Source organism: Acidovorax sp. GW821-FHT10E03 (assembly GCF_059415205.1).
The window spans coordinates 533,936-552,920 of the sequence record NZ_JBWKMU010000001.1 but is presented as its reverse complement, the minus strand read 5'-3'; the positions used below and the strand labels follow the sequence as shown (position 1 = coordinate 552,920).

Here is an 18,985-nt window from a genome sequence, read left to right as displayed (position 1 = left end):
AGGTCTTTCCATGCCACATGAATACTTGAATCCCGTACGCAGCGTCTACGGGGCAGGGGAACTGTTGTCCCTGCCAAAGCTGCTGGACGGCCGACGGGCACTGCTGGTCACCTTTCCGGAGGCCCGCCAGCTGGGCCTGGTGGCCCGCATCGAGGGCCTGCTGGGCGAGCAGCTGGCCGGCGTGATCGACGATGTGCGGCCCAACCCGGACGTCGCGGAGCTTGCGGCGGTCTACGACGCCTTCTGGTCCGGCGAGGCCGCCAGTGCCGAGGTGATCATTGCGGTGGGCGGTGGCAGTGCCATCGATACCGCCAAGGCGCTGATGGTGGCCACGCCCAGCGGGCGCTTCTCTGAACTGGTGGCGCTGCTGGCATCCGGCAAGGCCTTCACGCCAGCGCGGACCAAGACGCTCATCGCCGTGCCGACGACGGCCGGTACCGGCAGCGAAGTGACGCCCTGGGCCACGGTATGGGACCGCGGCGCGCAGAAGAAGTACTCGCTGCACCTGCCCGAGACCTGGCCCAGCATCGCGCTGATCGACCCCGAGCTCATGCTGTCGCTACCCGCCTCGGTCACGCTGCAAAGCGGGCTGGACGCGCTGTCGCACGCACTGGAGTCGATCTGGAACGTGAATGCCAACCCCGTGTCCGACACCTTCGCGGTGGCGGCGGTGCATGAGATCCTGGAGGCTCTGCCGCAGCTGATGGAACACCTGGACGACGCGACGCTGCGCGGCCGCATGGCCCTGGCGGCCCTGAAGGCCGGCATGGCCTTCTCGAACACGCGCACGGCGCTGGCGCACTCGATCTCCTACGAGATGACGCTGCGCTACGGGCTGCCGCACGGCATTGCCTGCAGCTTTCCGCTGCCCATGGTGCTGGAGCGCGCCATTGGCCAGAACCCGGAACGCGACGCCGTGCTGGAAAGCGCGCTGGGAAACCTGGCCGGCGCGCCGGCCCTGCTGGCCCGCTTCATCGAGGAACTGGGCGTGAAGACGCGCTTTGCCGACTACGGCGTGAGCGACGCCCAGGCGCAGCAGATGGTGGCCCATGCGCTGACCGGCGCACGCGGCAAGAATTTCATCGGAGCCAACACGGCAGCAATCAAGGAGGCAGCATGAGTTGCATCATGGAAAGCGTGGACTTCCGCGCGGAGGCCCTGCGCATCGGCGGCGCCAGGGTGCGCACGGAGCGCAGCATCGACGTCGTCAACCCCTACAGCGGCGATCGCGTGGGCACGGTGGGCATGGCCAGCGTGGAGGACGTGCGCCGGGCGATGGACATCGCCCATGCCTATGTGCCCACGCTGTCGCGCTACGAGCGTTCGGCCATCCTGAACCGTGCGGCGGCGCTGCTGCGCGAGCGCACCGACGAGGCGTCGAACATCATCACCGCGGAGTCGGGCCTGTGCAAGAAGGACAGCACCTACGAGATCGGGCGCGTGGCCGACGTGCTCAACTTCGGCGCCAACGAAGCCCTGCGCGACGATGGGCAGGTGTTCTCGTGCGACCTCACGCCGCACGGCAAGAAGCGCAAGGTGATCACCACGCGCGAGCCGCTGCTGGGCGTCATCACGGCCATCACGCCCTTCAACCACCCCATGAACCAGGTGGCGCACAAGGTGGTGCCAGCCGTGGCCACCAACAACCGCATGGTGCTCAAGCCCTCGGAGAAGGTGCCCCTGTCGGCCTACTATTTTGCGGACCTGCTGTACGAGGCCGGTCTGCCCGTGGAGATGCTGCAGGTGGTGACCGGCGATCCGCGCGAGATCGCCGATGAGCTGCTGACCCACCGCCATGTGGATCTCGTCACCTTCACCGGTGGGGTGGCCATCGGCAAGTACATTGCGTCGAAGGCCGGCTACCGGCGCATGGTGCTGGAGCTGGGCGGCAACGACCCGTTGATCGTGATGGACGATGCCGACCTGGACAAGGCCAGCGACCTGGCGGTGCAGGGCTCGTACAAGAACTCGGGCCAGCGCTGCACGGCGGTCAAGCGCATGCTGGTGCATGAGAAGGTGGCGGCCGAGTTCACCGAGCGCGTGGTGGCCAAGACCCTGGCCTGGCGCCATGGCGACCCCATGGACAAGGCCAACGAGATGGGCACGGTGATCGACGAGGCGGCGGCCCTGCATTTCGAGAAGGTGGTGAACGAGGCCATCGCCCGGGGCGCGCGCTTGCTGGCGGGCAATGTGCGCGAGGGCGCGCTGTATTCCCCCACGGTGCTCGACCGCGTGCGCCCCGAGATGACCGTGGTGCGCGAGGAGACCTTCGGCCCCGTGTCGCCCATCATCACCTTCAAGGACATCGACGAGGCAATCCGCATCTCCAACGGCACGGCGTTCGGCCTGTCCTCGGGCATCTGCACCAACCGCATGGACGACGTGACCCGCTTTGCCAAGGAGCTGCAGGTGGGCACCGTCAACCTCTGGGAGGTGCCGGGCTACCGCATCGAGCTGACGCCGTTTGGCGGCATCAAGGACTCGGGCCTGGGCTACAAGGAAGGGGTGCAGGAGGCGATCAAATCGTTCACCAACTGCAAGACGTTTACCCTGCCTTGGTAGCGGATTGGAAAGCACCCGACAGTGGAAAGCACCCGACAGGCCCGCTTCTTCAGTGGATGCCGTTCAGAAGGCCGGGTATGTCGCGCACTGCTTCATAGAAGTCTTGTCCTACACCGTGCAGGCTAGCCACGTGATAGCTTTGGCCGTTCATTCAAGGAGCCGGCAATGAGCGATGACAAAAGCCAGACGGTACAGGACCGCCGTTTCATCAACCTCAGCGAACCCTGTGAAGTGCGCGACTGGGCCCATAGCCTGGGCGTCGCGGAAGCCCCGGCCGGCCCGTCCGCCGACAAGGCCCGCGAGTACCTGGTTTCGCGGTAGTGGGGCCTGCCATGGCACCCCCAAGGCAACGCGCCACCCCGGACGCCGTTCTGCGGCATAGTCGCCTCGAGCCACCATGAAGGAGCCCTTGGCCCAGTACAGGAAGAAGCGCAACTTTGCGCTGACGCCGGAGCCCGCGGAAAGCGGTGTGCCGGGCGGCGATGCCCTGCAGTATGTGATCCAGAAGCACTGGGCCAGCCGCCTGCACTATGACTTGCGGCTTGAACTGGACGGCACGATGAAGAGCTGGGCCGTGCCCAAAGGGCCGAGCTACGATCCGGCCGACAAGCGCATGGCCGTGCAGGTGGAAGACCATCCCATCGCCTACAACAGCTTCGAAGGCCAGATTCCGGCAAAGCAGTATGGTGCCGGCCGGGTCATCATCTGGGATCGCGGCTACTGGGTGCCGGTCGGGGACCCCCACGAGGGCTACCGCAAGGGGAAATTGAAGTTCGAGCTTCACGGGCACAAGCTCCAGGGCCATTGGACGCTGGTGCGCATGCACGGCCGCGCAGGCGAAAAGCAGCCACCCTGGCTGCTCATCAAGGAACACGACGGGCTGGAACGCCCCGGCCACGAGTTCAGCGTGGTGGATGAAATGCCCGACAGCGTCGCGGCGGCGCCCGCGGTCTCCGCGCCCCGAAAGGCCCCGGCAAGGCCCGGCGGCGTGGCGCCGTCCGCCAAGCGCCAGGCGAGCGCGATGACGGCGCCCAGAGCGCCGCTCCCGGAGACGCTGTCGCCCCAGCTCGCCACCTTGGTGGACGGTCCACCCCATGACACCACGGGCTGGATCTGGGAGCTGAAGTTCGACGGCTACCGCCTCCTGGCCCGCGTGGAACGAGGCAAGGCGCGGCTGTTCACCCGCAACGGCAATGACTGGACGGCCAGGATGCCGGACCTGGCGGCGGCCATCGCCAGGCTTGCGTTGAAGTCCGGCTGGATTGACGGTGAAGTGCTCATGCCCGATGCCCATGGCGTCCCAGACTTTCAGGCGCTGCAAAATGCATTCGATGGCCAGTCCACGCAAGCACTGGTTTTCTATGTGTTCGACTTGCCCTACGCGGATGGCCACGACCTTCGTGCGCTTCCTCTCGTGGAGCGGCGGGAGCATCTTCGCAAGGTCGTGGAAGGGGCACCCACCGACCGGGTGCGCTTCAGCGAGGCCTTTGAAGCGCGGCCGGCAGACCTGGTTTCCTCGGCCTGCAAGCTGGGCTTTGAAGGGGTCATCGGAAAACTCAAGGCGGGCGGGTACGCTTCTCGGCGCAGCGCGGAGTGGATCAAGCTCAAGTGCACCCACCGCCAGGAGTTCGTGATCGGCGGCTACACCGACCCGCAGGGATCTCGCACGGGGATTGGGTCCTTGCTGCTCGGTGTCCACGACGACACCGGCGCACTGCGCTATGCGGGCAATGTGGGTACGGGGTTCAGTGAACGCGTCCTGGCCGATCTGAGCCGAAGGCTCCGTGCGCTGCGCACCAGCGCGAGCCCGTTCGCCAATCCGCGCGCCATCGGGAAAAAAGCCCACTGGGTCGAGCCGAAGCTCCTCGCCGAAGTCTCGTTTGGAGAATGGACAAAGGAAGGCAGAATCCGGCACTCCGTGTTTCATGGCCTGCGCGATGACAAGCCGCCCCAGGCCATTGTCCAGGAAAGGCCGAAGCAGTGGGCGAAACACCCGGCCGCCGCCGGCTCCGGGATCGGTTCGTTGCGCGTATCGCATCCCGAGCGGGTCATTGACCCATCCACCGGCACCACGAAGATCGACCTCATCCGCTACTACGCCACCGTGGCGCCGCTGCTGATGCCCCACCTGGAAGGCCGCCCGGTTTCCCTCGTCCGAGCACCAGACGGGGTGAGCGGTGAACTGTTCTTTCAGAAGCACCTGGAGACTGGCCGCATGGAGGGCGTGCGGCAGCTCGCGGAGAGCCTTTTTCCCGGGCACCCTGCTCTGCTTGAAATCGCGGGCCCGCAAGGGCTGCTGTCGGCCGCGCAGATGAACACGGTCGAGTTGCATACATGGAATGCCCGCAAGGACAGGATAGGGCGACCGGACCGGATGACCTTTGACCTGGACCCCGGCGAGGGAGTGCCCTGGACCCACGTGCAGGAAGCAGCGACCTTGGTGCGCCTGATGCTCACCGAGCTGGGCCTGCCCGCCTTTCTCAAGACCAGCGGAGGCAAAGGCCTGCACATCGTCGTGCCGATCAAGCGGCTTCATGACTGGGAAACGGTCAAGGGATTCAGCCAGGCGGTGGTGCGGCATCTGGCACAGACGATTCCACAGCGGTTCGTGGCCAAGAGCGGGCCCAAAAACCGCGTGGGCAAGGTCTTCGTGGACTACCTTCGCAATGGTTTCGGAGCGACGACAGCAAGCGCCTGGACGGCCCGCGCACGCCCCGGGATGGGCATATCGGTCCCGGTATCGTGGCCGGAACTGGACATGCTGGGGAGCGGTGCGCACTGGAATATCCAGAACGTAGGGCCACGTTTGCCCGTGGGCAACGGCGCCTGGGAGGGCTATGGGCAGGCTGCGGTGTCGATATCCAGCGCCCTGAAAGCGCTGGACTGAAGCCGCGCCACCCTAAAACTCCATTCGACGAAGACACGCCGCTTCAAAAAGACACGCCGCTTCAAAAATCGATGAAAACTCCGCCAGGAACGTCATCGACCGCCCCTGCTTTCGCCTCACGCATCTCTGCGATTGATATAGAAGACGCCGTCCTGTCCCTCGTCCACCTCGAGCTCCATGGGGCTCTTTCCGGTGGCGGCAAACAAGGACCAGGCCGTGTCCGCGATGGCGCCATGGTGGGCCATCACAAGCCCCAGCAGCTTTGCGACATCTTCCTTTGCATGGTGCCGCGGCCAGACCACGTCGACGGCGATGTTCTCCTTGCCATCACTGCAGCTGAAATTGATTTTTGCGTTGACCCCATGCGGGGAATGCGCCTCATCAGGATTTCGGCCCACCATGGCCCTTACCACGTCCAGCGCGGCGCCCGGATCCTCCTCCCCGGCAATGGATTCCCGGACGTGCGCTTGATTCAACAGGTCATTTTGCATCTCAGCCTCGCATTCTCATCACCAGGGGGCCCGTTTCTCGGTGCTGTCTCCAGCGCTGGCAATCGCCCCACGGGCCCGTCATGCAAGCTTCATTGGATGCCCCGCGTTCGTGCGCGGATGTCAGTCATATGCCTGCCCGCCAGTCGGACACGTGGTCGTGGCAACACAACCGAAATTGCAACAAATTGCAGAATTTGTTTCAAAAAGTGCGATTTGTTGTCATGAGAATCTGCTCTATTCACAATAAGTCACTCCACCCCCTATGGAGTGCAACATGCCCATGGAGCTACTGTTCGCCCTTGCACAGACCGAGTTGCCCAAGACCGTCGAGAAGCCTTGCGACGTGGACAAGCTTCGGGTGCTGGCGGCCGCGCAGCTTGTTGACGTGCGGCTCCCGGATGTGGGGGCCCGCGACCAGGTGGCGGAGGTCTTCGGCATTTCCCAGCAAGGTCGCGCGGCATTGGCAAAAGCCTATCCCCACCACGCCTTCAGGTTCACCGCCACCTTGTCTTCCGGCTCCATCATTCCCGACTGGCTGCCCTCGCTGGACAGCTGCCGCATGGAACGCGATGCGACACGGACGACATTGGATTCCTAGCACCTGCGGACGTTTTCAAGGTGGGCGTGCGGGATCCGCGCCCCCAACTCACAAAGCCCCTTCCCGCCCACTGCAGCCTGCGCCGAGAACCGCAACGGCCTCGCGCGCATGGGCGGGGCGATGCGCGTCCATGGCCGAAGCGGACATGCCTTCTTCGTCAATGGAGTGCGCGCACTTGTCCCTGCCGGCCTGTCTGGCCCGTTCGGCCAAGCGCACATAGAAGCTCGCGACCTCTCGCAGGTCCTGTTCGTCCAGGTCCTCGATGCCGATCATGCGGTTGCTCGCATGCCGATTGGCCGCCAGCAGCTCATTGAGCTTGAGGTGAATGGCCACGCTGTCCTTGTTCTGGCTTTGCTGGATGAGAAACACCATCAGGAACGTCACGATGGTGGTTCCCGTGTTGATGACCAGTTGCCAGTTCTCTGAAAAGTGAAAGATCGGACCGGTGACGGCCCAGGCCAGCACCATGAGGAGCGCGGCGCAGAACATGCCGGGAGATCCGGCCCACCGCGTTACATGCGATGCGAAATGGTCAAAGGCCGCCTGCACGGAGGTACGGGTGGCGTAAGACGGGCTGCTGGTCGAAGGCATGGCACCCATCGCATCCGTGCCCTCGCCCTGCTGCAGTAGTGGCTCTTTCATGGGGACTTCCTTTCTCGCTGACTGGTCAAGGGCCGGAGGGCTGCCGCCGCCGATCCGCAGCGCACGGCCTGCAAGCAGCCAAGGGAAAAGCCCGGTCGCGCCAGCCCTCGCCTGAAGGGCCCTGCCGGGCTGCGGTGATTGTGGGAGTGCGTTGCCCGGCCGGCAGGTCGGAAGCCTTGCCCATCCGCCATGCGCCGGGTCCTACAGATTCACCCCTGCGAGCACCCGGACACCCGGGGGCTCTTCTTCATCCCAGCAATTGCAACCAAAGGCAACAGCGTCCAGCCAGCGCCCGGTATCGCAGTTGTCTGACAGACGCACACCGGTTGCTTTGCTGAAATCTCCGCTATCAGCCATTGAGGCTGGCCCGGGAGGTCATTGCGACTCCCACCTTTTTTAACAAAGGAACCATCATGAAACGCCACCCTTTGCCCCCCGGAGCCCGCGCACTTGCAGCGTTTGCCGGTACGGTCGTGCTTGCGGTACTTGCAGCGGCATCCTTGTTGATGCCCGATGTGGCGGTGCAGTCGGTGGACTCCATGTCGCTCTTGCCCCATGGGCTGGACCAACTCCTGCCCACGAGCCTGTTCCAGTAGCGGACTGCCGGCACTGGGTTGCCAGGGCACGTAGATTGCCCACATCCGGTGCGCGCTTCTGCACTTTTTTGGCAAAGTAGAAAAAATCATAGCATCGGAGTACCATCTGGCGCTGCACAACGGCATTTTCGTTGTCATTCAAGAATGGAGGACGATCGTGACCACACGTTTTCGAATCTCTGCAGGCCTGAATTCCTCTTCCTCTCACGCCATCGCATGGCGTTGGTCCGCCCTGGCGCTGATCGCGGGCCTCCTGGGCTGCACGAGCCCGCGCGACAGCTCCCTCGAAGAGTTCGCCCGCTGGCATGATGGCGCCCGTGCCCAGGCCCAGGCGGGGACGCTGAGCTGGAGCGAACTCTACAAACAAAGCTTCGACCGCCTGACGGCCCTGCCCCCTTCATTGCAGCAAGACACACGGCTGGAGAACACCGTGCTTCTGCTTTCCACGGCGCGCAAATACGAGGCGAATGAAATCAGCGCCCAGCAGTTTGCCTCGGAGCGGGACCACATCGAAACACAGCTGCAGGCACGGTTGCGCTGAGAATCGCCCCTGGAGTCCCGGCCCGCTAGCGCAAGCCTGCGGCGCCCTGCTCCACGATGGCAATGCGCCGCCGCAGCGCCGATGCCGACTCCGCGTCTCCTGCAGCGTCAGCGCGCTGCGCCTGCAGCGTCAACCAGGCCATCAAAGGCCGCCGCCAGCCCTGTGTGGACGCGGCATCGATGGCGTTGCCAATCACGGCCGGGCTGGCACGCCCTGCCTGAAACAGCACCCCGGCCGCCACCAGGCGCGAGAGCGGATCCTCGATGGCGGACAAGGCCGCCCCATCCCCCGACATGGCCACCTTGCGCTGCGCTTCGGGCAGCAGGCTTGCCCCTTGCGGCGGCAAGCTGCCGGCCAGGTAGTCGGCATAGGCACGCTCCGGCGCCGCCGCATCCGCGCGCAATGGCTCAAAGCGTTCACACGGGCCAGCCACCAGACTGGCGACCTGCGCCGCGCAACGCATGAGCTCCAGGCGGGCCAGCAGATCCGGGCGGCCCGTGCGGGCGACCTCCGCGCGGGCGCGGTCCCACTCCAGCCTGTCGACACGGTCATTGCCTGACAGATAGGCTTCCAGCGCCTTTTGCGCGGAGGCCTGGGCGTTCATCTGCCAGTCGGGCACCCGGGGCTTGCCGGAGCAGGCGGACAGCAGCAGCACCGCCGCCAGGAGCGCGGCATGGGTCAGGTGCCGCCGCAGCACAGCAGGGGGCGTGGGGATAAGACGCTTCATGGCAGCTTGAGCTCCGTGTCCCGCGCGAAAGGCCATTTGCGGTTGATCTCATTGACCAGGCTCTCCACCTTGCGCAGGTTGCTTTCCACCTCGGCGCGCAATGCGCCCAGGTCGGTCGTGGCTTCCCGCGCATTGGCACCGATGGCCTGCGCCTCCACCAGCACCGCGTCCACCTTCTGCAGGCTCGCGCGGGTGTCGGCCAGCAGGCCCCCCAGCTGGGCCACCGTGGCCCGCACTTCGGGCACCAGCGCGTCCTTGCTGCCATCGGCCCCAAACACCTGTTTATCGGCACGTGCCGCCATGCCATCCAGGCGCGCGAGCAGTGCGTTGGTGCGTTCCAGCGTGGCCACGATCTTCTTCGCATCGGCCTCGTTGCCCATCAGCACGCCCAGCACGCCCCCCGGGCCGTTGATGCGGTCGGTCAGCGCCCGCACGTTGGCCAGGCTGCCGCCCAGGGCCGCGTCCTGCGCGGTGAGGGCATTGAGGTTGGACAGCAGTTCGCGGGCCGAGGCCATGAGCTGCGGGATCTCGGCGGTGGCATCACCGCGCAGCACGGGGCGCACGGAGCCGTCCGGCAGGAGCTTGTCGTTCAGCATGCCCGTGTAGGCACGGATGTTGGTGCCCCCCACGATGCCCCGCACCAGTGTGAACACGCTGGATTCGCGCAGCCAGTGGGCGTCCTTGCGCGGCACGTCCACGATGATGCGGGCGTTGCCGGTTTCGGCCAGTTCGATGCGGCGCACGCGGCCAATGGGGAAACCGGAGAAGGTCATGTCCATGCCCACCACCACGCCTTCGGAGTCGTCGGCGGTCAGCACCAGGGTCTGCGTGGGCTCGAACGCACCGCGCGCGTACAGCAGGTACAGGCCCGATCCCACGATGAGCGCCAGCGTGAACAGCAGCAGCGCCGCCGCCTTGAGCTCCAGGTAGGCTACCGGGCGCAAGGTTTCCACCGGCGGCACGTCGGCGGCCGCAGGCGCTGGCGCTGGCCCGGGGGGCGGTGTGGGGCGGTGGTGGGGGTTCTCGTCGTTCATGGATGCCGGGCGTGGGTCGCGGGATGTAAGGGTCTGGCGGATGTCGGCAGGCAGGAGTCAGTAGTAGTTGCCCATGAGCGAGGCGACCTCGATCAGCAGCAGGACGGCGAACATGCGGGCCAGGCCCCCCAGCTCCGAATCGGGCTGGGTGCGGTCGCCAGTGTCGTACAGGCCCGCAGCCATGGGAATGAGCGCCACGGCCAGGCTGAAGAACACCGTCTTGAGCACGAACACCATCGTCACGCTGGGCGTGAACACCTGGCCGAACATGCGCGTGTAGCTGGGCGCCCCCGCCAAGTTGAAACCATACACCCCCAGATAGGCCAACACCAGTGCCACCACGCAGCTGAGCGCGGCGAGCGTGATGCACGCGAATACGCCCGCGATCACCCGCGGCAGAAGCTCGATGCGCACCGGGTCCGAGCCCTGGGCGCGCAGCGCGTCGAACCGGCCGTTCTGCCGCAGGCGGGTGATCTGCGTGCCGTTGGGAATGGTGCAGCGCATCGCCACGAACAGCGCGGCCGTGAGCGGGATCAGCTCGAGCACCAGCACGCGGATCACCATCTCCAGCGCATAGCGCGAAAGGCCATAGCTGAGCGCCGTGACCACGACGATGCGCGTCAGCACCAGGCTGATCAGCGCCGCCAGCACCGTGAACCCCAGCAGCACGGGTGCCGTATCGAGGTACAGATGGCGCGCCAGCGCCCTGCGCGTGCCCTTGCCGTAACTGGACGGAGACAGCACCAGCACGAGCACGACGGCGCCCAGGTACAGGATGCGCCACCACGCGACCGCCCAGCGCCGCGCGGTATTCCACACGCGTTCGGGCAGGGAGAGGCCGGGCAAGCGCGAAATCATGGCCGGATCATAGCGGCGTGACCCGGGCCCGCACCGACCACGAGCCGCCAGGGCCATTGCGAGTGTTTTTGGTCTCCAGCGCTTCATTCATAAGCGCTAAAAGCTATCATTTCAGGAGCAATAGGCTGCACGGAGGAAACAGCTCTTCACATCCTCGCGGCCACCCGGCATGGCCGTGCCGCCGGCGGGCCGCCCGGCTGGCCTACACATGGCGCTTTCCCACGCCGGCCGAGGCAGCCACGGCAGACTGCTCATCGGCGCGCGCATGCAGGGCCTCGATGATGTGGCAGTGCGTGTCCGACCCGTCGCAGCGGTTGCGCAGCGCGAGCAGGTCGGCCTCCAGCGTGAGCAGTTCCGCCAGGCGACCACGCACATGCTGAAGGTGCTCATCCAGCGTGTCGCGCGCGGCGTCGCAGTCCTGCTTGCGGGTCCAGTCCAGCGCCAGCAGGGTGCGCACCTCGTCCAGCGACATGTCCATCGCGCGGCACAGGCGGATGAAGCGCAGGCGGTGCACATCGTCCGCGTTGTACAGGCGATAGCTGTTGTCCTCCCGGACACCAGGCGCGAGCAGCCCTTCCTTTTCGTAGTAGCGGATGTTCGCGGCGGACACGCCCGATTGCCGGGCAGCCTCGCCGATGCGGTACTGGGGGGTTTGTGCAACCGGCTGTGCCATCGCTTGACCTTCAAGTGACTTCAAGGTTTCCAATGATGCCATCACATTGAAAACCCTCCCGGGAGAAAGAAGAACCGCCATGTCCGCACATTGCCATCACCATTCCAACGACGGCCACGACCACGGTGCCCCCACCAGCGCGGACCCGCGCTACCGCCGCATCCTCTGGGTGGCGCTCATCGTCAATGCCGCGATGTTCCTGCTCGAAATCGGAGCGGGCCTGCAGTCCGGTTCGGCATCGCTGCTGGCCGACGCCATCGACTTCCTGGGCGACGCGGCCAACTACGCACTCTCGCTGTGGGTGCTGGCCATGGCCCTGGCATGGCGCGCACGCGCTGCGCTGGTCAAGGGGGCCAGCATGCTGGTGTTCGGCCTCGTGGTCGTGGGACGCGTGGCCTGGGGCGCCTGGCAGGGAATTGCGCCCGAACCCCTGACGATGGGCAGCGTGGGCTTGCTGGCCCTGGCCGCGAACCTGGGCGTGGCGGTGCTGCTGTACGCCTACCGCGAAGGCGATGCCAACATGCGCAGCGTGTGGCTGTGCACGCGCAATGACGTGCTGGGCAACCTCGCGGTGATGGGCGCGGCGCTGGGGGTGTTCGGCACGGGCACGGCCTGGCCGGACCTGGCGGTGGCTGCCGTCATGGCATGGCTGGCCATCACCGGGGGCTGGAGCGTGATCCGCCAGGCACGCCAGGAACTGGCGGGTGGTGCTGCCCGCCCGCAGCCGCAAGGGCACTGAGCCATGCGCGTGCACCTGTCCACCCGCTTGAACGCGCCGCCCGAGTGGGTGGCCACGCAGCTGCAAAGCACCGCCGTCTTTCGCCACATCACCGCGCCCCTCATGCGGTTCCGGCCCGTGCAAGGCGCGCGATGGCCCGCGCACTGGGAACAGGGCGAGTTCGCGCTGGACATGCGGCTGCTGGGCGTGCTGCCCATGGGCCCCCAGACCGTGCGCATTTCCATCGAGCCGCCACCGCAGGCTGGCGGCTGGCCCACGCTGCGTGACAACGGCGACGGCCTGCTCATGCGCCGCTGGGACCACCGCATCACGCTCGAGCCCCTGCCGGACGGCACGACCCTGTACACCGACGACGTGAAGGTCGTGGCCCGCCACCTGCCCTGGCTGATGACGCCGTTGAGCACGGCATTCGCCCAGGTGTTCTACCGGCATCGCCAGCGCCGCTGGCGCAAGCTGGCGGAACAGCACGCGGGGCTGCGGGCGGCAGAACATGCAGCGCCCTCCTGTGCGCAACACAAACGCCGAGCGTTCGAGCATCTGCTCGCCGGTTTTGCGGGCCAGCCGGAGGCCCCCCCGGCGGTGCGCTGGCGGTGGTTGGAGGCAGCGCATGTGCTGGGCCAGGCTTCCCTGCCCCTGCACTGGAGATCGCACTGCGCGATGCTGCGCTACGCGCTGCAGCTGCGGGATTCGCACGAGGCCGCCGGCCAGATGGCGCGGCTCGCGCTGGTACCACTGGGCCACCTGCTGGCCCGCCTGCCCGCCGGGAACATCGGACGCGCGCACGTCAGCGCCTTCCGGCCCATGGCACCGGACCCCGCGGTGGCTGCGCTCATCGAACGGGCGCTGGAGGATGGCACAGCCAGCCGTCCCGGCACGGCCATCCGGTAGCTGAGGGCTACCGGCGATCCGCTGCGGCGAAACTGCCAGTGCCAGTGCCAGTGCCAGTGCCAGTGCCTGCGCGGCGCGGCAGCTCGCTGCAACGCTCGAAAAAGGCGTCCAGCTCGGTGGACTTGTCGAACACCCCATCGGCGCCCAACTCCTCGCACCGGCGGCGCATGTCCGCCGTCGCATAGTTGGACAACACGTAGACATGCTGTCCGGGCCTGCCCTGCCGTGCGCCAGGCGTTGCGCGCAGCCGATCCCCGCGCTGCAGGGCCTGCAGCACCTCTATCCCGGAGCCTTCGCGCAGGAACAGGTCCACCACCATCAGCTGCCAGTCTTCCCGCCAGTGCGCGACGGCCTCCGTGGCGTCGCTGGCGGTTTCGGCGATGGCGAGGACGCGCGCGTCCGCCAGTTCCTCCAGCGCGGGCACCAGAGTTTCCTGGATGGTTTTGCTGTCTTCGACAAGGATGGTGTTGAGGGGCATCTGGGAGCTGCGTTTTCTGTTGTGATGCTGCCTACAATGTCGCCTGATCCGACCTCCCGGCCTGTAGGCGATGGCGCCGCGTCCCCGATGGCAGAAGTTGATTCTTCATACTTAGCGAGACTTACCTATGCCCAGCGCAACGAAGCAGCCCCAGCCCTCCGAGATCGATGAGGTACTGAACCGCAACCTGGAAACGGCCGAGCAGATCAAGGCCACGGCCAACGAGCTCGATGTCGTGCACGCGGTGCTCACGACACAAATTCCCACCGACGCCCTGCAAGGCGACCTGCAGGCGGCGGTGGAGCGCACGGATCAGCTCGAGCAGCAATTGAGCGACACCGCCGAGGCACTCGACCAGTCCAACGCGCTGCTGCAACGCCACATCGCGGCCAAGCCCCAGTGAGGGGCATGGGCGCAGGCCAGGCAACCCTGGGGCGGCCGGTGCGGCGCCAGGCCCTCCCTGGACAGGGCCCGCCGGATTCGACAGGGACTTCTTATGCCCTGGGCCGGCTTCGCCCCCCGCGGGCTGCGGGGCCCAGGTTTCTCGGGCGTGCTGCATTCGCCTGTTCCAGCCACAGGAGCGAGTCCATCTGCGACAGGAAGCGCCGCAGGTAGTCGGGCGAGAGGCCCCGCATCAGGCTGAGCGACCGCAGCATGAGCTTGTGCGGGTTGAGCGGCCCCGCGTTCTCCGGTCCACGGTCCAGCGCCTGCACCACCTGCTGCTCTGCGGCAATGCGGGACCACACCTCGCTGAACTGGCGCACGCTCTTCATGTCCGACGCGCTGGCACCGCCTTCGATGCGCACCCGTTCCGCATCGGCCTGCGCCCGTGCGTCCAGGTCGCGGTTGAGCCGGGCCAGGGGTGATGCCGCCGGTGGCTCGACCGCGCCGGGGGCCGGCCCGCCGGCCGCGCGGGCTCCGTCCGCATAGGCCCCAACGGCCCGCCGCAGCCGCTGTTCCAGTATCTGCTGCACCGCGGGGGGCTGTGCGGGCAGGCGCGCGGCCAGCACCTCCAGGTAGCGGTAGCGCACGGGGTCGTGGCGGTCCGCACCCTCGGCGCGCAGGGATTCGAGCGTGGGTTCACTCATGCCGCGCAGGCTTTGCACCCGATGCCTTGGGCACGGGAGCCATTTCCACGCGGCGGTTCTGCGCGCGGCCTTTTTCATCCGCGTTGGAGGCCACCGGCTGCTCCGCGCCGAACGCTGCGGCGAACACCTGCGACGACGGCATGCCTTCGTCGATCAGCGCCCGCGCGACCGTCAGCGCCCGCTGGGCGGACAGCTCGAGGTTGTCGGCAAAGCGCTGCTGGCTGCCGCGCAGCAGTGTGGTGTTGTCGGTGAACCCGCTCACCATCAGCATCTCGTCGCGTTCGCGCAGGTACACCTGCAGGGGCTGCACGAGGCTTCTGAGAAGCTGGCGGCCTTCGGGCCGCAACTCGTCGGAGCCCGTGGCGAACAGCACGCTGCCGCTGATCCCGATGCGGCCGTCATTCACCGTCACACGGCCGCTGGCCAAGGGGATGGCCAGCGCCTTCTCCAGGGCCATGCGGCGCTGCTCTTCCTGCTGGCGCTTTTCCACCTCCTGCCTGAGGCTGGCCACCAGATCGATCTGCACCACCAGCACGCCCACCAGGATCAGCACGAAGGCGCCCAGCAGGCCGGCCATGAGATCGCCGAACACGGCCCATACCGGCGCGGTCTGCTCGGTCCCCTCGTCGAGGGCGTCGTCCAGGCCCATCATCCGGCCACCTCCGGTTCAGCGGCGGCCACCGCCCTGCCCTTGAGCCGGCGCAGGTCTTCCACAATGCCCTGCTGCGACGCGATGCTCAGGTCGATCACTTCGCGTGCCTGCGCCACGTAGTAGGCCAGTTGCTCGTCACTGCGCGACAGGGACTGGCCGATGGCGCCTTCGATGCGCTGCAGGCTGTCCATGAGCTTTTCGTTGCTGGCGGTGAACAGCCCCACGCCGTGGCCAAAGGCCTCGCCCAGGCTCGACAGCTCCACCGCGCTGGCGGCCACGTGGGTGGCCGCTTCGTCCGCCTTGCCGACCTGGCTGTCCAGCGCCTGTGCAAACTGCGATGCCGCCTGCTCCAGCACCGAAGCGGCCGTGCCCACCAGGGATTCGATGGCACCGCGCTGCTCTACAGCGGCCTCGTTGACGGACTGGAGCAGCGTACCCAGCTGCTCCATCATGGCCGTGCGCTCGGCCAGCGCCACGTTGTCGCGCTCGCTCAGCTGCGTCATCTCATGGCGCAGCTGGGCGATGACCTCCGCAGCCGCTTGCGGCACGTCGGACGCCGTCTGCAGCAGGCGCGTGAGCGGTGCTTCCAGCGCCGACCCCAGCGTGGCCAGGTGCTGGGCCACGGCCTCCTGCAAGGCCTCCAGGCGGTCGACCGCCGCACGCCCGCGCTCAGCCTCGGCATCGCGCAGCGCCGCCAGCTCGGTGCGCCACACGCCTGCCAGCGCATCCATGCGGTCGCCCTGCGCCTGCAGCCACTGGGCCTCCGCGTCGGTGCGGGTGCGCAGCAAGGCTTCGGACTGGTCCATCAGGCGCGCGGTGCCGTCCAGGGTCTTGGCCACCTGCTCGCCCATGCGGCCGGTGAGCCCGGTCACCGCGGTCTCGAGGGCATCGCACACGGCCTGCTGGCGCTCCAGCGTCTGGGTGCTCACGCGTTGCCATTCGGCCGTCAGCGACTGCGCAATACCCTCCATGGACGCGTTCCAGCCGGCCAGGCGCGCCTGGTCGGCCGACATCTGGGCCGTGTGGGACTGCGCCACCGTGTCCTGCAACGACGACAGCAGCGCGCTGGAGCGCTGGTCGAACGATTGCGTGGCCGATTGCAGCGACTCGCCCAGCTGCGCGCCAGCACCTGCGAGCGCCTGCGCCACGCCCCGCTGCTGGGCTGCGGCCTGCTCGCCCGCGCGCTCCCATTGGGCGGCGAGTGAGCGGGCCGTGTCTTCCATCGATGCGCGCCAGCCGGCGATACGCTGCTCGTCGGCCGCTGCCTGGGCCGCGTGGGTGTGCGCCACCGTGTCCTGCAGCGACGCGACCAGGGCCGTGGAGCGCTGCTCGAAAGCCTGGGTGGCCGCCAGCAGGGACTGGTCCAGGCGCGCCGTGGCGCCCTCCAGCGCGTCGCGCATGCCCTGCTGCTGCTCCACGGCGCGTGTGCCCGCCCGCTCCCACTGCGCCGCCAGCGTCTGGCCCATGCCCTCCATCGACCGGGTCCACCCGGCCAGGCGCTGTTCGTCGGCCGCCTTCTGGGCGGCGTGCGACTGCGCCGCCGTGTCCTGCAGCGCCGCGTGCAGCGCCGCGGAGCGTTGCTCGAACGACTGGGTCACCGACTGCAGCGCCCCATCGAACCCGCCCATCAGGCGGTCCTGCACTTGCGTGTGCTTGTCCAGGGCCGATGTCCAGGTGTCCGAGACCTGGCGGGCCGTGCCCTCCCACTGGGCCGAAAGCGCCTGCATCTGGGCCGCCGTGGCATCGGCCAGCCGCTGGTGCGCGCGTTGTGATTCCTGCGCCAGTTCGGCCATGGCCTGCTCGACCACGGGCCGCAGCGTTTCGCCGGCCATGCGGGCACTGGCGCCCAGGCTGTCGTGCAGCGATGCGCCCACGGCGCCCGCCAGCTGGGTGTAGGCCGACGACGCCTCACCATGGAAATCCTTCTGCTGCGCCAGCAATTGCGCGGCCAGCTTGTCGTGGCGGCGTTCCAGCCCTTCCACCAGGCCCTGAAGGCGCTCGGCGATCAGCGGCATGGCCTGTGCCTGGGCCTGCAGCGCCTGGAAGGTCTCCTCGCGGCGATGGCTCGCAGAGAACGGGCGGAACACGGTGGGAATGTGCGCATCGAGCTGCCGCACGGCCACCAGCCGCTCACGACGGGCGATCGCGGACATGAGCCCCAGCATGGCCGAGGCCGCCACGCCCGCCACCGAGGTGCCGAACGACAGGCCCAGGCCCTTGATGGGCTCGGCCAGGGCGGCGCGGATGCCCTCCAGGCTGCCCGAGGTCTCCAGGGCAAACACCGCGCCCTTGAAGGTGACCACCATCCCGAGGAAGGTCCCGAGCATGCCCAGCATGACCAGCAGTCCCACCAGATACGGCGTGAGGGCCGGCCCCGGGAGCACGGCACGCTCCCCCTCGATGCGCTGGCGCACCGGGTGGCGCAGCGCGGCGGGCAGGCGGTCGAGCCAGGAGCCCAGGTCCACCAGGGGCTGCTGCGCGCCATCCGCCAGCGCCGTGGCCAATGCCACGGTGCCGCGGCGAAACTGCACCAGCTCCAGCGCACCCAGCACATAGACCGCGCCGATCACCACCGTCATCGCCAGTGCCAGCGGGCTCGACCCCACGAATCCCCAACCGACCCATCCCACTGCCGCCAGGCCCAGGGCAAATACGGCGGCCATCACACTCTTGTTCATTCGTGTCGTTCCAAGTTCTCGTTGCGGGCTGCTTCCAGCAGGCCCAGGATCGGTTGCAGCCGCACATGCATCTCGGCCAGAAGCAGCGCCTGCATGTCGCGCTCGAACGCGTGCAGCCACCCGCCGGGCAGGCGCCAGCGCTGCGGGTCATCCGGCAGCCCCTGGGCCGAAAGCCGCTCCTGGTGGGCGCGGCGCAATTGCACCAGGCGCCGGTCCAGGTGCGCGGACAGGGATGCCCACAGGCGCTGTTCGCGCACAAAGCTCAGTTGTTCCATCACGGCATCGAGTGCCGCCAGTTGCCTGAGGCCCCGGGAGCCTTGCGACACCCCGTGGCGCACCTGCGCGCGCAAGCCCAGCAACTTCGCATCCATCTGCTTTTGCAGGCCCAGGTAGCGCGGCGCATGAAAGCCGTACTCGGCCTCGGCCTGCGGGTCCGGCGCCTGGGCGCGCGTGTTGTCGGCGCGCTCGCGGGCCGGCTTAGCGGGTGCGGGCTTGGACGACGCCAGCGCCGTCAGCTCTGCCTGGGTGCGCTGAAACAGCGCTTGCAGTGCCTGCAGGTCCGCCCCGTCCGCGCCCGCAACCTCCCCCTGCGGGAAGGCGTCGATGGCATGCAGCGAACGGCTCAGCGTGACGGCGTCCACCGTGCTCAGCCATTGGCCCAGCTCCTGCGCCACGTCGGCGCGCGCGGCCGCACCCGCATCGGCCTGCATCCATTGCTGGAGCAGGACAACCAGTCCTGAGCTGCTGAGTCTGTGGTGCGGATACATCCCTGGAAAACCATTTCACTGCGCTTCTTGCCGCCCTCCCGGAGGGCGGGGGCATCAGGGAACCGGTCCCCAGTGGGCAAAACCAG

General features: G+C 67.4%; 21 protein-coding genes. 10 read left to right on the top strand and 11 right to left on the bottom strand.

Annotation, left to right across the window (positions count from 1 at the left end; genetic code table 11):
• The first annotated feature begins 10 nt into the window (after nt 1-10).
• From psrA to ligD, 4 genes are all read left to right on the top strand, one after another.
• Nucleotides 11-1,120: an iron-containing alcohol dehydrogenase PsrA gene (psrA, locus tag AC07OD_RS02600; RefSeq protein ID WP_218294281.1), complete on the top strand. Its 1,110-nt coding sequence runs from the start codon at nt 11-13 to the stop codon at nt 1,118-1,120.
• The gene (gene phnY / locus AC07OD_RS02595; protein ID WP_494594948.1) at nt 1,117-2,562 is read left to right on the top strand and encodes a phosphonoacetaldehyde dehydrogenase; all 1,446 of its coding nucleotides are present in this window, start codon (nt 1,117-1,119) and stop codon (nt 2,560-2,562) included. Before psrA ends, phnY begins: the two co-directional genes overlap by 4 nt.
• A 165-nt stretch (nt 2,563-2,727) precedes the next feature.
• On the top strand, nt 2,728-2,883 hold the full coding sequence (locus AC07OD_RS02590; protein WP_494594946.1) for a DUF3606 domain-containing protein: 156 nt from the start codon (nt 2,728-2,730) through the stop codon (nt 2,881-2,883).
• A 76-nt stretch (nt 2,884-2,959) separates the two neighbouring features.
• The gene (ligD, locus tag AC07OD_RS02585; protein WP_494594944.1) at nt 2,960-5,449 is read left to right on the top strand and encodes a DNA ligase D; all 2,490 of its coding nucleotides are present in this window, start codon (nt 2,960-2,962) and stop codon (nt 5,447-5,449) included.
• A 116-nt stretch (nt 5,450-5,565) separates the two neighbouring features.
• Here the strand turns inward: ligD and AC07OD_RS02580 are convergent, their stop codons facing one another.
• Nucleotides 5,566-5,940: a glycosyltransferase family protein gene (locus AC07OD_RS02580; RefSeq protein WP_218294277.1), complete on the bottom strand. Its 375-nt coding sequence runs from the start codon at nt 5,938-5,940 to the stop codon at nt 5,566-5,568.
• A gap of 280 nt (nt 5,941-6,220) precedes the next feature.
• Here AC07OD_RS02580 and AC07OD_RS02575 point away from each other — a divergent pair, with 280 nt between their 5' ends.
• Nucleotides 6,221-6,538, top strand: coding sequence for a hypothetical protein (locus AC07OD_RS02575; protein WP_492245502.1), 318 nt, complete (start codon nt 6,221-6,223; stop codon nt 6,536-6,538).
• A gap of 48 nt (nt 6,539-6,586) precedes the next feature.
• Here the strand turns inward: AC07OD_RS02575 and AC07OD_RS02570 are convergent, their stop codons facing one another.
• A complete protein-coding gene (locus AC07OD_RS02570; protein ID WP_218294275.1) occupies nt 6,587-7,180 on the bottom strand; it encodes a low affinity iron permease family protein in 594 nt (197 codons plus the stop codon).
• A gap of 413 nt (nt 7,181-7,593) precedes the next feature.
• Between AC07OD_RS02570 and AC07OD_RS02565 the strand changes: the two genes are divergently transcribed.
• Both AC07OD_RS02565 and AC07OD_RS02560 read left to right on the top strand, forming a co-directional pair.
• Nucleotides 7,594-7,776, top strand: a complete 183-nt coding sequence (locus AC07OD_RS02565; RefSeq protein WP_218294274.1) for a hypothetical protein — start codon at nt 7,594-7,596, stop codon at nt 7,774-7,776.
• A 157-nt stretch (nt 7,777-7,933) separates the two neighbouring features.
• On the top strand, nt 7,934-8,317 hold the full coding sequence (locus AC07OD_RS02560; RefSeq protein ID WP_369642265.1) for a hypothetical protein: 384 nt from the start codon (nt 7,934-7,936) through the stop codon (nt 8,315-8,317).
• A 25-nt stretch (nt 8,318-8,342) separates the two neighbouring features.
• Here AC07OD_RS02560 and AC07OD_RS02555 read toward each other — a convergent pair whose 3' ends face one another.
• The 4 genes from AC07OD_RS02555 to AC07OD_RS02540 form a co-directional block, all read right to left on the bottom strand.
• A complete protein-coding gene (locus AC07OD_RS02555) occupies nt 8,343-9,044 on the bottom strand; it encodes a hypothetical protein (RefSeq protein ID WP_494594941.1) in 702 nt (233 codons plus the stop codon).
• On the bottom strand, nt 9,041-10,078 hold the full coding sequence (locus AC07OD_RS02550) for an MlaD family protein (protein ID WP_218338889.1): 1,038 nt from the start codon (nt 10,076-10,078) through the stop codon (nt 9,041-9,043). Before AC07OD_RS02550 ends, AC07OD_RS02555 begins: the two co-directional genes overlap by 4 nt.
• 57 nt (nt 10,079-10,135) lie before the next feature.
• Nucleotides 10,136-10,936: an MlaE family ABC transporter permease gene (locus AC07OD_RS02545; RefSeq protein WP_218294271.1), complete on the bottom strand. Its 801-nt coding sequence runs from the start codon at nt 10,934-10,936 to the stop codon at nt 10,136-10,138.
• 202 nt (nt 10,937-11,138) lie between these two features.
• Nucleotides 11,139-11,609 (bottom strand): Cd(II)/Pb(II)-responsive transcriptional regulator, encoded by a 471-nt coding sequence (locus AC07OD_RS02540; protein WP_218294270.1) that lies wholly within the window; start codon nt 11,607-11,609, stop codon nt 11,139-11,141.
• 79 nt (nt 11,610-11,688) lie between these two features.
• Here AC07OD_RS02540 and AC07OD_RS02535 point away from each other — a divergent pair, with 79 nt between their 5' ends.
• Both AC07OD_RS02535 and AC07OD_RS02530 read left to right on the top strand, forming a co-directional pair.
• A complete protein-coding gene (locus AC07OD_RS02535; RefSeq protein ID WP_218294269.1) occupies nt 11,689-12,348 on the top strand; it encodes a cation efflux transmembrane domain-containing protein in 660 nt (219 codons plus the stop codon).
• A gap of 3 nt (nt 12,349-12,351) precedes the next feature.
• Entirely contained in the window at nt 12,352-13,236 is an 885-nt protein-coding gene (locus AC07OD_RS02530; RefSeq protein WP_494594938.1) for a DUF3703 domain-containing protein, read from the top strand.
• 7 nt (nt 13,237-13,243) lie between these two features.
• Here AC07OD_RS02530 and AC07OD_RS02525 read toward each other — a convergent pair whose 3' ends face one another.
• Nucleotides 13,244-13,714: a response regulator gene (locus tag AC07OD_RS02525; protein WP_494594936.1), complete on the bottom strand. Its 471-nt coding sequence runs from the start codon at nt 13,712-13,714 to the stop codon at nt 13,244-13,246.
• Nucleotides 13,715-13,841: 127 nt separating this feature from the next.
• Between AC07OD_RS02525 and AC07OD_RS02520 the strand changes: the two genes are divergently transcribed.
• On the top strand, nt 13,842-14,117 hold the full coding sequence (locus AC07OD_RS02520) for a hypothetical protein (RefSeq protein WP_218294266.1): 276 nt from the start codon (nt 13,842-13,844) through the stop codon (nt 14,115-14,117).
• A gap of 91 nt (nt 14,118-14,208) precedes the next feature.
• Here the strand turns inward: AC07OD_RS02520 and AC07OD_RS02515 are convergent, their stop codons facing one another.
• Genes AC07OD_RS02515 through AC07OD_RS02500 form a run of 4 tightly spaced genes read right to left on the bottom strand, consistent with a single transcriptional unit; the run spans nt 14,209 to nt 18,899 of the window.
• Nucleotides 14,209-14,802 carry a DUF2894 domain-containing protein gene (locus tag AC07OD_RS02515; protein WP_492246465.1) on the bottom strand — a complete coding sequence of 198 codons (594 nt, stop codon included), beginning with the start codon at nt 14,800-14,802 and terminating at the stop codon, nt 14,209-14,211.
• On the bottom strand, nt 14,795-15,454 hold the full coding sequence (locus AC07OD_RS02510; protein WP_218294264.1) for an OmpA family protein: 660 nt from the start codon (nt 15,452-15,454) through the stop codon (nt 14,795-14,797). Before AC07OD_RS02510 ends, AC07OD_RS02515 begins: the two co-directional genes overlap by 8 nt.
• Nucleotides 15,451-18,132: a DUF802 domain-containing protein gene (locus AC07OD_RS02505; RefSeq protein ID WP_218294263.1), complete on the bottom strand. Its 2,682-nt coding sequence runs from the start codon at nt 18,130-18,132 to the stop codon at nt 15,451-15,453. Before AC07OD_RS02505 ends, AC07OD_RS02510 begins: the two co-directional genes overlap by 4 nt.
• Nucleotides 18,129-18,899 (bottom strand): DUF3348 family protein, encoded by a 771-nt coding sequence (locus AC07OD_RS02500; RefSeq protein ID WP_218294262.1) that lies wholly within the window; start codon nt 18,897-18,899, stop codon nt 18,129-18,131. Before AC07OD_RS02500 ends, AC07OD_RS02505 begins: the two co-directional genes overlap by 4 nt.
• Between the last annotated feature and the right edge of the window lie 86 nt (nt 18,900-18,985).

Coding starts and splice junctions, on each gene's coding strand:
- psrA (WP_218294281.1), top strand. CDS start 11: ATGCCACATGAATACTTGAATCCCGTACGCAGCGTCTACGGGGCAGGG.
- phnY (WP_494594948.1), top strand. CDS start 1,117: ATGAGTTGCATCATGGAAAGCGTGGACTTCCGCGCGGAGGCCCTGCGC.
- AC07OD_RS02590 (WP_494594946.1), top strand. CDS start 2,728: ATGAGCGATGACAAAAGCCAGACGGTACAGGACCGCCGTTTCATCAAC.
- ligD (WP_494594944.1), top strand. CDS start 2,960: ATGAAGGAGCCCTTGGCCCAGTACAGGAAGAAGCGCAACTTTGCGCTG.
- AC07OD_RS02580 (WP_218294277.1), bottom strand. CDS start 5,940: ATGCAAAATGACCTGTTGAATCAAGCGCACGTCCGGGAATCCATTGCC.
- AC07OD_RS02575 (WP_492245502.1), top strand. CDS start 6,221: ATGGAGCTACTGTTCGCCCTTGCACAGACCGAGTTGCCCAAGACCGTC.
- AC07OD_RS02570 (WP_218294275.1), bottom strand. CDS start 7,180: ATGAAAGAGCCACTACTGCAGCAGGGCGAGGGCACGGATGCGATGGGT.
- AC07OD_RS02565 (WP_218294274.1), top strand. CDS start 7,594: ATGAAACGCCACCCTTTGCCCCCCGGAGCCCGCGCACTTGCAGCGTTT.
- AC07OD_RS02555 (WP_494594941.1), bottom strand. CDS start 9,044: ATGAAGCGTCTTATCCCCACGCCCCCTGCTGTGCTGCGGCGGCACCTG.
- AC07OD_RS02550 (WP_218338889.1), bottom strand. CDS start 10,078: ATGAACGACGAGAACCCCCACCACCGCCCCACACCGCCCCCCGGGCCA.
- AC07OD_RS02545 (WP_218294271.1), bottom strand. CDS start 10,936: ATGATTTCGCGCTTGCCCGGCCTCTCCCTGCCCGAACGCGTGTGGAAT.
- AC07OD_RS02540 (WP_218294270.1), bottom strand. CDS start 11,609: ATGGCACAGCCGGTTGCACAAACCCCCCAGTACCGCATCGGCGAGGCT.
- AC07OD_RS02535 (WP_218294269.1), top strand. CDS start 11,689: ATGTCCGCACATTGCCATCACCATTCCAACGACGGCCACGACCACGGT.
- AC07OD_RS02530 (WP_494594938.1), top strand. CDS start 12,352: ATGCGCGTGCACCTGTCCACCCGCTTGAACGCGCCGCCCGAGTGGGTG.
- AC07OD_RS02525 (WP_494594936.1), bottom strand. CDS start 13,714: ATGCCCCTCAACACCATCCTTGTCGAAGACAGCAAAACCATCCAGGAA.
- AC07OD_RS02520 (WP_218294266.1), top strand. CDS start 13,842: ATGCCCAGCGCAACGAAGCAGCCCCAGCCCTCCGAGATCGATGAGGTA.
- AC07OD_RS02515 (WP_492246465.1), bottom strand. CDS start 14,802: ATGAGTGAACCCACGCTCGAATCCCTGCGCGCCGAGGGTGCGGACCGC.
- AC07OD_RS02510 (WP_218294264.1), bottom strand. CDS start 15,454: ATGATGGGCCTGGACGACGCCCTCGACGAGGGGACCGAGCAGACCGCG.
- AC07OD_RS02505 (WP_218294263.1), bottom strand. CDS start 18,132: ATGAACAAGAGTGTGATGGCCGCCGTATTTGCCCTGGGCCTGGCGGCA.
- AC07OD_RS02500 (WP_218294262.1), bottom strand. CDS start 18,899: ATGTATCCGCACCACAGACTCAGCAGCTCAGGACTGGTTGTCCTGCTC.